This is a genomic window from Candidatus Ruminimicrobium bovinum (assembly GCF_902760015.1).
Taxonomy (GTDB): domain Bacteria; phylum Elusimicrobiota; class Endomicrobiia; order Endomicrobiales; family Endomicrobiaceae; genus Ruminimicrobium; species Ruminimicrobium bovinum.
In genome coordinates this window covers 1-14918 of record NZ_CACWEU010000120.1, presented here as the reverse complement: position 1 = coordinate 14918, position 14918 = coordinate 1, and the positions used below count along the sequence as shown (strand labels likewise).

The window sequence follows — 14918 nt, the reverse complement described above, 5'->3', positions numbered from 1 at the left end:
CTAAAATTGAACCTTGGCTTCCACCCAAACAAAAAAAGAATTTTTACTTAAAAAAATTTAACGAAAATATTTAGAATATATGAAACTTAATCGTTCTACAAAATTATCAATAAATACTGCAGTTTCTTTAACGAATCAATTAGTAATAATTATTTGTGGCTTTATTTTACCAAGAATGTTTTTAGTTTCTTATGGTTCTGCAGTTAATGGATTACAAGCAAGTATTGCACAATTTTTAGGTTTTATTGCTTTGTGTGATCTTGGTGTAGGTGCTGTTGTAAAATCCACTTTATATAAACCTCTTGCACAAAAAAAGGAAGAAGAAATAAATAAAATATTTTGTTCTTCCGAAAGATTTTTTCGTAAATTAGGGTTAATATTACTGGTTTATACAACCGTACTAATATTTTTGTATCCGTTTTTAGCAAAAAATGAATTTAGTTCTTTATATACTGCAAGTTTAATTGTAATTATCTCTATTAGTTTATTTGCTCAATATTTTTTTGGTATGACTTATCGTTTATTATTAAGTGCAGATCAATTGGATTTTATTCCATTAGGATTACATGTAATTGCACTTATTTTAAATACAACTATTTGTGTAATATTAATGAAGAATGGTTTTGGTATTCATTTAGTTAAATTTGTTTCTTCAATTATTTTTATTGCACAACCTATTTGTTTGGCTATATATGTTCATAAACATTATAAAATAAACCATAAATTAAAACTTATAACAGAACCAATTAAACAAAAATGGAATGGATTAGCCCAGCATTTATCAGCTTTTATTTTGTTTGGCACTCCAATTGCAATTTTAACGATATTTACTTCTTTAAAAGAAGTTTCTGTTTATACTATTTATAATTTAGTAACTAATGGGATTAAACAATTTATTACGGCATTAACGGCAGGAATTCAGGCAACTTTTGGGAATATGTTGGCAAAGAATGAAATAATAAATTTAAATAAAGCATTTACAAAGTTTGAATGGATTATGCATACTTTAACTACTTTGCTGTTTGGGCTTACCGGTATATTAATTGTTCCGTTTGTAAAAGTTTATACAAGTGGAATAACGGATATTAATTATATAGTTCCTGCTTTTGCATATTTATTTACAATAGCTTTTTCTTTACATTCTATTCGTTTACCATACAATACAATAATTCTTGCTGCAGGACATTATAAACAAACACAAACAAGTGCAATTATAGAAATGGGCATTTGTTTAATTTTATCTATAGTGTTAGTTTCCAATTATGGGCTCATTGGTGTCGCCATCGGAATATTAACAGCACTTGCATATAGAACAATTTATTTTGCTTGGTATTTATCTAAAAATATTATGAACAGAAATATAAAAATTTTTATTAAACATATTTTTGTAGATACTCTAATTATATTGTTAATGCTTATAACAGGATATTTTCAAATGAAAGAAGTTTCATATTTTGCTTGGTTTGTTTTAGCTTTAAAAACAAGTTCTGTATGTATTGTGATAAGTTTTGTTATCAATTTTATATTTTATCGTTCTGAAATGTTATCCGTATTTCAATGGATAAGTAATAAATATTTCTCAAAACTTCCGATGAGAAAAAACTAACCACAACACTCCTCAACGAAAAACCTTCAATTGTCAAAGTTTTTAAAAAACTCATCAAGAAAATTTTTAAGTGGTAGATTTTTGAATAGCAACCCTCCCTTGAATTTTGGTAAAATATTAAAAATTATTTTATTTATGAAGAAAATTAAAATTACTCGAAACAAAAAATGAAAATTAAAAAATTATTAAATTCAAAAGGAATACAAAAAAAATGAAATTGGTGTTTTGGAAGAAAGTAATGATAAACAAGAAATGCAAATTGTTAATTCTTTGAGAAATAGTTATGTATCCAAAATTTTGTTATATTAAGAAATATAAAATATCACCCACGGGAAGTTCTATATTATTAAATCCTCAACTTGCAAACGATTATATAGCAGAAAAGAGAGATGCTTTATCATTCGCAAAAAATGAAGAGAATCTTTTAAAAGTGAAACTTAATATTTTAAGAGATTTTGAACAAATTTATGAATACGATAAGCTTTACTCACAGTTGCCTGAACCATTTGGAACATTTAATAGCGAAGAAGATAAAAGAGTTTTTTTAGAAAGACATCTTCTTATTAACGATTTTCATTTGTATTTAGGAAATATTTGTTTAAATTATCATGAAGATTTATTAGATATGAAACATTATTTTCCTTTAATGAGAAATTTTGAAAATATTACAGACTATGAAAGTTTATATAATAATGTTATTGAGGATTATGCAAGAGCTTTAAAAAATGCACCTGCACCTCCTTTTCTTATTTTGCCGAAGTCTCACAATATACCTAAAAATATCAAATTTGTGATTCAAGAAGGCAAAATCATTTCGAAAGATTATTCATATCAAAATTCATTAAATAGTGTACGTAGTTTACCTCATGCATATTCAGCAACTTTTATATTACCTGCATTAATTGAAAATTCTTTGATATCAAATATTGATATTGTTATTCAATTTTTATTTTATAAGTCCATTCAAAACTTAAAAAATGGAGGGAAAAATATTTCTATTGAAGAAGAAAGATTATGTATGGCTTTTGAAGAGGCAATAAAATTTAATAATATCGTTATGGAAAATATTCCTAAAGAACAGATATATGAAAACATGTGGAATATCGGTTGTAAAAGAGGTTTTTTTAATGAAAAGCAAAAAGAATTGCATTCAATATTTTTACACAAATTAGGCAAGAATAAACCTATTACATTGGGATGGTTGTTAAATTCTGAATATATTAAGGAGATAATTCGTCCTGAATATTTAACTTTAATGTTAAACTTATTTGGTACAAAAAGAATAAATATTAGAAATTCAATTATGCATGGATATTCAGCAAATTTTAATTATCTATCTATTGGTTTTGCGGCTGTAATGCTTCAGCTTTTTTGGGATATTATAGACAGAAATGTTTTTAAAGAAAAAATCAAAATATAAATAAACTCTTAAAAAAATATCAATTAAAAATATTTGTATATATTAGGAAAAGCAAATATGTCGTCTAAAGATAATACTTATAAAATACCTATAATTAAAAAAGGAAAGGATATCGGGAGATTTGTTCTGTCAAAAAAAACTGATGGAAAATACGATATAAAAATAGATTTTTTTAAATTTTCATATAAAGTTCAATTGTATAAGCTTTTTTCTAATTTTCCAACGATATACACAATATCTAAAAATATATCTACGGATATTAGTTACCATCCAGGCATAAATAATAAACCTATTACTATTCATGTAAAGAATAAAAATGCAAAGTCAGGAGAACAAAAATATATAACAATCGGCAAAGAAAATATTGTGGCTCCAAGTATCAATAAAGATTTTCCAATCCCTATTTTTAAATTAGAAATTCCGGATTCAATTGTCTCCGAGGCTGAAGAATATATTCCAAATGGTCGACACAAAGATGTAATTGATATTGGTAACAATGATGTTTTAGAAGTTTTTATTACTGCTAATCATGAAGATAATATTGCTTGGTTTAATAAGCATGAAATTTTAAATTTTATGTTTTTAATGTTGCCTTTTGAATTTTTTTTATCTGGAGATCCCGGATTAAATGATGGGAAAAACTCTAATTTCATTCCAAAAGGTTCAGAACATAGAGGTGCATGGTTGCCTGTAGAAGATATTCTTATAATTACTAATTTTTTTCCTACTAAAGCTGTAAATTCTGCAAAAGAAATTACGATTTCTTTTATTGAGAATGGTTTATATGAAGATTTTTTATTTAATACAAAAGTTTTTTATCCGTCAAAAGAAAATCCAAAAGATGGTGTTATTGAGCCAATTGTTAAACAAGAAATGAATAATAAATTATTGTCTAATGATGAAAAGATGGAACTTAAAAAGCATTATTATGAATCTCGTATAAAAATAGATAATAAAGCTAAAGAGTTTAAATAAAAATTTCAAATAGTAAACCTCCCTTGAATTTTGGTAAAATAAAAAATATATTTTTTACATTTTATAAGGTTAAATAATTATGAATTTTTTATATCGATATCGTTCAATAGATAAATTATTTAAATATAAAGAACTCGATACTCTTTCAATATATTTTTCTAAACTTGATGAATTAAACGACCAAATGGAAGATTATATAAATATTGTTTGGCAAGGAGATGAAATAGCTTTTCAAGGTTTAATAAAACATTATTTATATGTGTTATTAATTTTATATTCTGAGGCAAGTGTGCATGGAATGGAAGAGAAAATAAATGTTAAACAATTACCAATTTTTTTACCGACAAATATTTTTAATCTTCCTATAATGACAACGGTTTTTAAATCAATTTATTATGAATTTTTTAGTCCACAATTTATTGCTGATATTCCCAAAAAATTAGCACAATCGAATAAAAAATTTACAATAGATGAAATGGCATTGATTTTAAAAAGTATACATCTTTATGCATATTTAGTAATAAGTACAGAAATGCAAAAGGCTGTATATGGTAAAAAACTTCTTGAGAATAAAGAGTATAATAAAATTTATAATGAAGTGAAAAATTGGAAAGAATATTCTGAAATTACAAATTTATTGGTTAGTTGCTCATATTCTGAAGAAGAAGTTTTAAATAAAATTAATCAATTTAACTATCAATATGAGTTTGTTAAAACTGATAGTAACAATATGAATAAAGATATTGCCACTTATAACACAGATATTTTGGTTTTTGAGTTCCCTGATTTATACATAAAAGATATCAAAAGATTGTTATATAATAATCTTTGTGTTGCCTGTTTTTCTGCAACATTCCGTAATGAACCTATGTGGGCACATTATGCAAATAATGAAAATGGTATTTGTTTGAAATATAAAATAAAAAAACATGATAATTCAAACTATATTGATTTAAATTATCCTTCAGGTTTACAAATCTATACAAAAAGGAAAAAAATAATAAGAACTTTAAAAAAATGTGAATTAAATAAAGTTATATACTCAAAAAATTATCCAGAGATTGATTTTTTTACTTCGTTAGGTTATTCTCAAAAAGATAGCTTAGGCGATTTTTGGTTTTCTAATTATGATAAAACAAAATTCAGTTCCTGTCTGCAAAATTATAACAATAAAGAATGGTACAGTAATTATCATAAGAATGCTAAAAAATATATTTGTACAAAGTCAAAAAAGTGGAAGTATGAACAAGAATATAGAATTTTTGAAAGGGAAGCAATTTTTAATGGCTATGAAAAAAGTCAAAGTAGAATTGCACAATATAAATTTGATGATCTTGATTCAATTATTTTTGGAAGAAAGGTATCTATAGAAGATAAGAAAAAAGTTATAAAGATAATAAATAGACATTGTACAAAAAACAATATAAGTAATTTTAAATTTTATGATCTATACTATTCTACAATATCTAAACGATTGGAATTAAAAAGTGTAATATTAAAAAAATAATTCTTCTGGTATTGGCATAATTCCTTGTCTTATTATGTAATTAGCTGTTTTTTGTTGAATCCTTGTTAAATAAGGAGAAACAATTCTTCCAATACGTTTATCTTTTATTGAATCGAATTGTTTGACTTCAATTTTGTTTATTTTAAAATTAATTATTTTATTTTCTATTACATATGGAAAAAGAATAGTATCTTTATTTTCTAACAATGCACCATATTTAAATAAGAAATTATTATTTATACATTTTTGTATTTCTTTATTTATTTGTTCATAATTGCAATCTTTATCTATTAATACTGGTTCGTTGTTTCCTAAAATAATTTTTAGTTGGTCATTTTCTTTTTTTAAATTGATATAATTTTTTATAACTTTTTCATCACTAACAGCTTTTCCTTTTATACAATATAAGTTAGGATTAAAACTTCCTGAAGTATCTTTTCTTGAAATATCGCATTGTGCTCTTAAGTTAAGAAAATATTCTCCATTTTTTTTGAAGATATCTCCGGTATAAGGAATATCTGGTTTATTATTTTCAGTATATTCAATAAAAGCATCATGCTTGAGAATTGTAAAAATTTCTTTAATATTTTTAGAGTTTTTTTGGATGCTTATATAATTTTCATCAAATTTATAAGAATGAAATCTATTGTAGAAATTTTTAGTAATAAAATCTCCAAGGTCATTATGTGTATTTAAACTACTAGTATCATCTGACAAAACCTTCCAAAGTATTGATACCCAGTCAGCTTTACAATTGTATAATTCTAAAAACATTTTATTTCTATTTCTAACAGCAATTTTATCCCATTCCTTTACAATATATGCTACATTATTACATTTTAACCAATTATCAATTTCTGTATATAAATGTTCTCCAATTAAATAGTCCTTTGCTTTTATAAAAATTCTCTTATCAATATGGCTTCCTAAATGTGCATCTGATATTTCTCTTTTTATAGAATCAATTACTTGATCCGTAAAAATAAATATAGGAACAAATATTTTTCCTAGTGTTTCAGTTAAAAAGTTGATTAGTTCTATTTTCTTTTCCTTGTTTGGTTCTGATTTATCCATGGCTCTTTTTAGAAATCTTCTTTCTTCAACAGTCATATCATTATCATCTATTACATTATCGATATTATTAAAATCCCAATCTAAAATAATTACGGAAGCATATGACAAAGATTCTATTATGTTAATGTTTGGTATATCGGTATAAGTAACTACAGGGAAATTATCTTTCCTTAATTGTTCCACTATGCTTTTTATTGAGGAATTGCCGGTATTTACTTGATCATCTATTACAACAATAATACCTTTAAGTAAATCTTTTATATTCACAGATGTTACTCCTTTTTTTGAAAAACTGATACAAGAGTTAAGCCATTTAAAAAATTTTTTAGTAACTTTTTTATGCTCACAAAGTTTTTCCATCTTTTGAAAAATCTAATACAAAATTTGCTCCATCTAAAATCGATTCTTGCTTAGTTTCTGCTAACCTAATGCTATAATCATAACGTTCTAATAGTTGCTTTGCAATATATAGTCCTAATCCTCTACCCTCATCCCCTTTTGTTGAAAAGAAAGGTTCAAAAATATAATTTTTAATTTCATCTTTAATACCATAACCGGAATCAGCAAATATTAATTTTTTACTGTCTCCATCAATTTCAATATCTATTTTTCTTGTACCTTCTTTATCTTTTAACCAAAAAATAGCATTATCAAATAAGTTTATAAATGTCTGAAATAAAACTGCATCACGAGTCCAAGCTAAGAGAATATTATTTGATGATGAATAAATGTTAACAGATATTTTGTTTTCCAGTAATGTTTTTTTATACATTTGATAAATTTTATCTACTATCTTTTTTACGTTTACATCTTTTGCTCTGTACTTTGTTGAGGGGAACAGAATTTGAACATCTTTCATAGTGTCTTTTATAAAACCAACATTTGTAATAAGTTCTGTGAGTGAATTTTTAAGAGTGTTTATTTCAATATTGGCATTCTTTTTTATGTCTTTATATAAATCTGAAAGTGTCTTATAAACTTCAGCTAATACTAACATGATATCATGAGATGCTGTTTCAACAGAAAGACCAACGGCTGCCAAATCTTCAACTTGTTCAATTCTTCTGTTTAAAATTTGTTTTTCTTTTTTATATGCATTTGAACAAGAATTTATAAGTTTTGTTATTTCTTTATCATTCTTAAAACGTTCTTCTAATTTTTTTAAAAATATTTCTGGACGTTCTTCTTTTATAAGTTTTTCTTCTTTAATTCTATTTTTATCTATAAGATACTTTTGAAAATCATTTGCACGAATATATCTCAATATACATTGAAGTATAGAAATAAATTCATTTAATGCTATTCCATCATCAATTAAACCTTCTCTATTAGTTTTGTCTTTTAAATTTTTATTTTTCTCATCAGTTATATATACACAACCAACGACTTGTTCATTGCTTACAAATTCTGCTGCTCTTATAGTTCCTCTTAACATATCAATTTTTAACCAATCGTCATCAACGTCTCCATAAGGGAGAACTCTTACATTATCTCTATATAAATAAATACGATGAGGTTTTATATCATCTTTTTCATCTTTAGAAAGAAAATATTTTGTGTTTTCATCAGCGTTAAAATCAAAAATATATAATTCAAATTCAAAATTTCCACATTTAGTTATATTTTTTTCTGACAGATTTTTTCTGAAATAAGATAAACTATTAAATAATGGATCCTTAAAAGATAACTCCTTATGATGACTATTTATCTCATACGATATAATTTGCTTTTGTTCATCATAATAACCTTTTTCTATTCTAAAAACAGGTTTTCTTTCAAGTAATCCTCTTAATCTTTCAATATATTCTTCATTTATAGTCATTTTATTGTCATCTTGATAAAACTTAACATCAAAATCAAAATCTTTTAGTGGTCTAAATATAGGAAGCATTTTACCTATTTCTTTTTGAACTTTCTCTATTTTCTCTTTAGACCAATCATTTTTTAAATTAGAAATCTCAATTATTGTACCAAAAGGATCTAAATTTAATTTATTAATACCAAAATTAATAGTCTTGTTATTTAAAAAGTTTTCAACTTTTTTTTGTTCGTAGTTTATTTCTAAATCATCTAAGTATAGTTCTTTTTCAACATTGTTTTCTGTTAAAAAATTAGAATCATATTTAGAAAAATCATATGTCAAAATATTTTCATAATTGTCTAACTCTGTTTTTGTTGATATTTTAATTTTTGAACCTAATTTGAATATTGCGAATCGTCCAATTCCTTTTTCTCCTTGCAAAATTCTTCCTTTAAGTGTTTTTCCTATTTTATTCTTTTGTTTCAATTTTGTAGGAGTTGCAGGATTAAGCCATGCTTTTTCTATAATATCTTGATTCATTCCTGTACCATTATCTTGAATGATAATTTTTGAATTTTTATTTATAGAAAAATCTTTATTAAAATTACAAAAGCTAACTTTCACCCATGATGCATCAGCATCATATGAGTTTTTTATTAGTTCAGAAAGAGCAATAATTTCATTTTTAATAAGTTGTTCACCGAGCATAGTTATCAAACGAGCATAAGGTCTTATTTTATATATTTTTTTTTGCATCTAAAATTTCCTCCCACTAATTAAAAACTCTTCATGATAAATTTCCCTTTTTGTTTTGTCTGATGTAAATTTGCCATTTTCATCTCTATAAGGAGTTAATAATTTATTCGAAATTTTTCGACGAGCGATTTTTAAATTTGTAAAGCCCTTTTCATGTAGTGTCATTAATAAATGTTTAGAGTTTTCTATTTTTATTCCTTTATATTCAGTATCTCCTATTACGAGGAAAATCATACCATTTTCATTTAATTTATGATAACACTTGTCGAGCGCAAGCTCCATATCCGTATAATATCTTGCTATTGATTTTAATTTTGCCTGATTTAGAACAGAAGAAAGATTTTCAATAATCGTTTTACCAATTTCGTTAATTTCTATATTTTCTAAATCAAAATATTTGCTGTTATAAATGCTTCCTACACTTCCTTCTCTGAGAGCTTTATAATCATTAGTATAATTAAGCCACAAAGACGAAAGCTGATGTAAATCAGCATACTCATAAGATGTAACATATGGGGGGCTTGTAACTATTAAATCTATATTTGGAATATTATCTATTGTTAAAAAATTATCGTTTTTAATAATTGTTTCTTTTTTGAATTTTTGTTTGTTTTCTCCTACAGCTTTTTTAAAATAGTTATATTGTTTTTTAAAAATTTCAATAACATTTATTTCTTGTTTATACGGATCAATTTGTGGCTTTATAGATTTGTTTAACCAACGGGAGCAAGATTTTAGAATTGATGAAAATATACACAAAAAAGCATCTTGATATTTTCCTGTTGGAATAAAGTTTTTTATGCATCTTTTTATTTTATATAACTCATTAAATGTATTTTGAGAAAACCAATATTTTAAACGTTCATTAGCGTTTTCGTATAAAAATGTTGGTAGTATTTCTAAAGTATAATGGTCTAGTATTACATTATAATATCTTTCTAAAATCTTAATATTATAATTTTTACTTTTTACCTTAGAAATTAAAGTAGCTACTGGATTTATATCGCATCCCCAAAAATCATAATTGTGTAGTTGCGCTTCCAAACTAACGGTTCCACAACCACAAAAAATATCTGCCACTTTACTTATTGTTACTCCCTCAGTTGTTGCATATTCAAATACTTTTGATGCAATGAATGATGGAAATTTTGCTGGATATGCATGTATGTTATGCATTTTTAATTCTTTGTTTGATGCATAATTCCAAGAATTGTCTACAGGAATTCTCAATGTTCTATGAATGTTGTTTGGCGTTATTTCTAACATAATTATAAATTTATTCAAAATTATGAAATTTTAAAACCAATTAATATTATATCAAAAATAAATTTTTTTTAATTGTATTTTTTTTAATTTATAAAAATCTATTTGTTAGCATTGTTATAATTGTTGATTTTTGATAAATTTATATTAATTGTTAAAAATATTACAACTCTTTTCCAATATTGCTAATTCAAACAACCGGTCACAAATTGTGACCACATCAATGACTAGATCTCGCATCAGGTACGGAATGACAAACTATTACACCATTCAGCTATTCAACTCTTCAACCTTTCAACGAATTCAAAAATAGTGGTTGAGGAGGAATGTTTTATTTTTTATTGACAATCTATACTTTTTTAATTATACTAATAGTGTCAGGTGAGTGAACTTTGATTTAGGTCTAACGACCTTTAAGCTCACCTGAATTTTTTTCTTCTAAAACATCATATAAATGAACGGTTTGTGGCTTTTCTTCACTTTCTCCTATGTATTGTTCTGTGTTTAAAATAATTTTATATTTAAAAATGTAAAAATTTCGTTGACTTTTATATGTTGTATGTAATATAATATAAATGTCAGGTAAGTGAACTAATATCAGTTTAGTGACTGATAAGCTTACCTGATTCTTTTATTTCAAAAACATCATATAAGTGAACAGTTTGTGGCTTTTCTTCACTCTCACCTATATATTGTTCTGTGTTTAAAATAATTCTATATTTATTTATTCCTATCTTTAAATTTGTGATAAAATAATGATATTTTATTATTTCCGGCTTATCATTCTTTTTTTTATTGAGTTGTGAGCTTTGGTATTTAGAATTATTTATTAATTCTTCCAAACCTATAATATATTTATTATGTCTTTTTACATCAGATTTGTTCATGCTTTTTCGTTTACTGCTTTTTACAATATGTTCTCTTTTTTTTCTATTACCAATAATATCAATAAACCAATCGGGGGATAATGTTGCAAACTTAACAGCTTCATCTACTAATTTCTTTACATAAGTTCTTACTTCTTGAAGAGTTGGGGCTTTTTGGAATTTATTTGTCCAATCCAATACTTGCGGTTCGGTAGTTTTGTATGTGGAAATTTCTTCATTAAAATTTAATAATATTTCCGTGTTTTCTTTTTGAAATTGTTTGAAAATATATTCGCTTTCTTCTTCTGTTAAAATTATATTTTTTTCTTTGGCAAAATTTTTAATAAAACTTGTTGTTATTTCAAAATAAGGGATATATAATACTGATATTTCTTTTTTGATTTGTTCTAAATTTTGTGTGTTCATTTTATTTTGTTGTTTGTTAAATATTTTTTGTTATTATACCATAATTAAAACTATGCCACAGAATTTGATTGTGTTGAATTCTACAAAAATCAATAAAGAATTAGAATGACTTCCTAAAAGTTTTATTTTTTGTTGACTTTTGAAATCTTTTGAGCTATAATTAGCTTAGAGATTGGTAGGCGTCCCAACTTAGTGTGGGCCTGGATAGAGTCTATCAATCTCTTTTTTATTTCAACTTCATGTAGGTATAAACCTTGCCTTACAGAGTTTCTTTTTATTACAACTTCTTGAATGAATCTTTTTGTCCTTATTTTTATCGGTGCTATTATTACGAAAGTAGTCCATCCTCTATTTTTCCAATTTTTTTCTCTGCTGAATATTTTTCCATACATTATTACTTCGGGAACGGCAATGAAAGCACTTGATTTTAGAAAACTTAATTTGTGTCCCATATCATCTTTAACACCGTTTAAATCCAGCGATACTTCGCCAAGTTTTTTATTTATTACTTTTCCGTCATATTTTTCTTTATAATATTTCGGAACTTTTACAGTAAGTTTTATTCCATCTTTTTGAAATTCTTTCCCGGTTAATATTTTTACAGGTTTGCCAAGTAATGCAAAGCCTATTGCTTGACGGACTTCTTTTGAACAGTGTTTTATATATTCTCTTATCTTCTTCGGAAGTTTTGAATAATAATTGATTCCTTTTTTCTTTAATTCATCTAAGTTTTTATAATTGCCAAAATATTTTTTTATTTCTGTTTTAGTTATTTCTTTTTTGAAACCATAGTGTTCAATTTCTTCTTTTGTTTCAATTTGTTTCGAGTGAAGTTTGTCATATTCTTTTTCTATTATTTCTAATATCTGTAAATAGATTTTATTCTCTCTTTTTGTCATTATTTCGTCCTCTAAATATTAATGAAGATTATTTTTATTATACCATAATTTAAAACTGTTCCACAGAATTTGATTGTGTTGAATTCTACAAAAATCAATAAAGAATTAGAATGACTTCCTGAAAGTTTTATTTTTTATTGACTTTTTTATTGGTGTATAAAAATGTTGATTTAAAATAAAGAAATATGGTTGTGTATTAATTTGTTTGTGTTTTGTTAGTAGCAAAAATTCCAGAAAAAATAATATTTATTTATATTAATTTATATATTTATTATATTCAAATAAATCTTAAATCATATATTTGATTTTTCCAGAAAAATATGCTATTATTTCTTGAGAAAAGGAGAGAGATATGATATCTGTAAAAGAAAAGATTTTAAGAAAGATAAGAGAACATAAGCAAGGGTGGGCTTTTTCTGCGATTGATTTTTTAAAAGACTTTAAACGAAGGGAAATTGATGAATCTTTATCATATTTGGTTGAAGATGGTGATATAAGAAGAGTAATACGAGGAATTTATGATTATCCTATGTATAGTTCTATTTTAAAAAGAAAAGTTGCACCTGATATAGAACAGGTTGCAAATGCTATTGCGAGAAAATTTGGATGGAATATATCTCCTGATGGGAATACTGCACTGAATTATTTAGGATTATCAACTCAATTGACATCAAAAAAGGTTTATTTGTCAGATGGTCCTAAAAGAAAATATATAATTGATAAAATTCCTTTAGAATTTAGGCACATTGCAAAAAAAGAATTGATAGGTTCCAAAAATACAAAGTTGGTCATTCATGCAATTCGTTCTGCCGGGAAAGAACAAATAAATGAAAAATTTATAAGTAGTTTGTCAAAAAAATTTTCTAAAACAGAATGGGAAAAAATAAAAGAAGAAGCTTGTACTTGTGCAGATTGGATTTATGACGTTATAAAGAAAGCAACAGAATGTTTGGAGAACAAATAATGAATAAAATTGCATTTACGGATAACAAACAACGATTAAGACTTTTTAATGAAGTAAGTAATATATTAAAAATCCTAAAATACCAACGATAAAAGCAGAAAGGACTTTTTGGGAAAAAGTCACTATTTTGCATCATGAACATCACAGACCTGAAAATTCTGTTACACCGGTGAGATACTCTCGACATTATTATGATGTATTTAAGATAGGACACAGTCATATAAAAGAAAAAGCTTTTTCTGATTTAGATTTATTAAAAGAAGTGGTATCTTTTAAGAGCAGATTTTATCCGAGAGGTTGGGCAAAGTATAATGAAGCGGTTCCTGGAACAATAAAGCTTGTTCCGGCAGAACATAATTTAAAAGTTTTATCGAACGATTATGATAATATGAAAGATATGATTTATGGTGAGATACCTTCGTGGGATGAAATACTCGATTATATTGCAGTTTTGGAAAGAGAAATAAATTCTATTCGAATTTAAACTTATATGCAAAGAACTTAACAAAACCGAAAGTTTAATTGTGCATGTTCAAGACAGAAAAGGACACGATTTAAGATATGCAATAGATCCAACAAAAATCAATAAAGAATTAGGATGGCTTTCCGAAACAAAATTTGCAGACGGTATCAAAAAAACAATTGGCTGGTATATAAACAATCAATCGTGGTGGCAACCCATAATAGACGGCGAATATAAAAATTATTACACAAAAATGTACGGAAAAACTGAAAATTAAAAAATTTGCAAAGCAAATTTTGGGTTATAGGTTTATATGGTTATAGGGTTATGGGGTTATAACTGCAACTGAGAGCTGAGGAGCTGAAAAGCTGAAAACGACAAATATTAACTGATAGATTTCACGTCCAACAACGCGTTACACTCGAAATGACAAATGAAAAAATTTATTGTGAAAAAATAAACGGGATGCGGTCTACACTATCCAGCAGTGGCGACATCCCGTGTACTACGGTAGTATTGTAATATATTTACCTTGAAGTTTGATTAAACAATAATTAAATTTTAAATTATTTTAATTCCCGTATTGATTATTTCTATAACAACAAATTCAACGGGTTGAAGGTTGGATAAATAATGGACCAAAAAAATATTTAAATTTTTTCACTCCAAATATGATATAATTTGTCGGTGGTTGAAAAATTTTGATTAATAAATTGAGTTGAATATGAAAAGTATTATATTGAAAAAAAACGAAGAAAAAAGAATAAAATCAGGACATCAATGGATTTTTTCAAATGAAATAAGTAATATTATAGATAAACCTAAAGCAGGCGATATTGTTGAGTGTTATGACAGTTCAAATAATTTTATAGGTTTAGGATTTTACAATCCGAATTCT

General features: G+C 25.5%; 11 protein-coding genes and 2 pseudogenes. 8 read left to right on the top strand and 5 right to left on the bottom strand.

Going from position 1 to position 14918, the window contains the following annotated elements; all coding sequences use genetic code 11:
• Window positions 1–79 precede the first annotated feature (79 nt).
• The 4 genes from ACMUOV_RS04370 to ACMUOV_RS04355 all read left to right on the top strand — a co-directional run bounded on the left by ACMUOV_RS04370 (window position 80) and on the right by ACMUOV_RS04355 (window position 5508).
• Window positions 80–1606, top strand: coding sequence for a lipopolysaccharide biosynthesis protein (locus ACMUOV_RS04370; RefSeq protein WP_413853894.1), 1527 nt, complete (start codon window positions 80–82; stop codon window positions 1604–1606).
• A gap of 283 nt (window positions 1607–1889) precedes the next feature.
• The gene (locus tag ACMUOV_RS04365) at window positions 1890–3026 is read left to right on the top strand and encodes a hypothetical protein (protein WP_413853893.1); all 1137 of its coding nucleotides are present in this window, start codon (window positions 1890–1892) and stop codon (window positions 3024–3026) included.
• Between the two features lie 57 nt (window positions 3027–3083).
• Entirely contained in the window at window positions 3084–4001 is a 918-nt protein-coding gene (locus tag ACMUOV_RS04360) for a hypothetical protein (protein WP_413853892.1), read from the top strand.
• A gap of 79 nt (window positions 4002–4080) precedes the next feature.
• Complete coding sequence (locus ACMUOV_RS04355; RefSeq protein WP_413853891.1) at window positions 4081–5508, top strand: DUF2971 domain-containing protein; 1428 nt, start codon at window positions 4081–4083, stop codon at window positions 5506–5508.
• Here ACMUOV_RS04355 and ACMUOV_RS04350 read toward each other — a convergent pair.
• The 5 genes from ACMUOV_RS04350 to ACMUOV_RS04330 form a co-directional block, all read right to left on the bottom strand.
• Window positions 5497–6849: a hypothetical protein gene (locus ACMUOV_RS04350; protein ID WP_413853890.1), complete on the bottom strand. Its 1353-nt coding sequence runs from the start codon at window positions 6847–6849 to the stop codon at window positions 5497–5499. The genes ACMUOV_RS04355 and ACMUOV_RS04350 overlap by 12 nt on opposite strands.
• A 76-nt stretch (window positions 6850–6925) precedes the next feature.
• Complete coding sequence (locus ACMUOV_RS04345) at window positions 6926–9139, bottom strand: ATP-binding protein (RefSeq protein WP_413853889.1); 2214 nt, start codon at window positions 9137–9139, stop codon at window positions 6926–6928.
• Window positions 9140–10405 carry a DNA methyltransferase gene (locus ACMUOV_RS04340; protein WP_413853888.1) on the bottom strand — a complete coding sequence of 422 codons (1266 nt, stop codon included), beginning with the start codon at window positions 10403–10405 and terminating at the stop codon, window positions 9140–9142.
• A gap of 599 nt (window positions 10406–11004) precedes the next feature.
• Window positions 11005–11694 carry a hypothetical protein gene (locus ACMUOV_RS04335; protein WP_413853887.1) on the bottom strand — a complete coding sequence of 230 codons (690 nt, stop codon included), beginning with the start codon at window positions 11692–11694 and terminating at the stop codon, window positions 11005–11007.
• Window positions 11695–11816: 122 nt separating this feature from the next.
• On the bottom strand, window positions 11817–12593 hold the full coding sequence (locus tag ACMUOV_RS04330; protein ID WP_413853886.1) for a hypothetical protein: 777 nt from the start codon (window positions 12591–12593) through the stop codon (window positions 11817–11819).
• A 352-nt stretch (window positions 12594–12945) separates the two neighbouring features.
• Here ACMUOV_RS04330 and ACMUOV_RS04325 point away from each other — a divergent pair, with 352 nt between their 5' ends.
• From ACMUOV_RS04325 to ACMUOV_RS04310, 4 genes and pseudogenes are all read left to right on the top strand, one after another.
• Window positions 12946–13557: a DUF6088 family protein gene (locus ACMUOV_RS04325; RefSeq protein ID WP_413853885.1), complete on the top strand. Its 612-nt coding sequence runs from the start codon at window positions 12946–12948 to the stop codon at window positions 13555–13557.
• 64 nt (window positions 13558–13621) lie between these two features.
• Window positions 13622–14041, top strand: coding sequence for a nucleotidyl transferase AbiEii/AbiGii toxin family protein (locus ACMUOV_RS04320; protein ID WP_413853895.1), 420 nt, complete (start codon window positions 13622–13624; stop codon window positions 14039–14041).
• Window positions 14040–14297: pseudogene (locus tag ACMUOV_RS04315) on the top strand (GDP-mannose 4,6-dehydratase); the annotation flags it as partial. The gene ACMUOV_RS04320 and the pseudogene ACMUOV_RS04315, both read left to right, overlap by 2 nt.
• A gap of 447 nt (window positions 14298–14744) precedes the next feature.
• Window positions 14745–14918 (top strand): annotated as a pseudogene (locus tag ACMUOV_RS04310) (class I SAM-dependent rRNA methyltransferase); the annotation flags it as partial.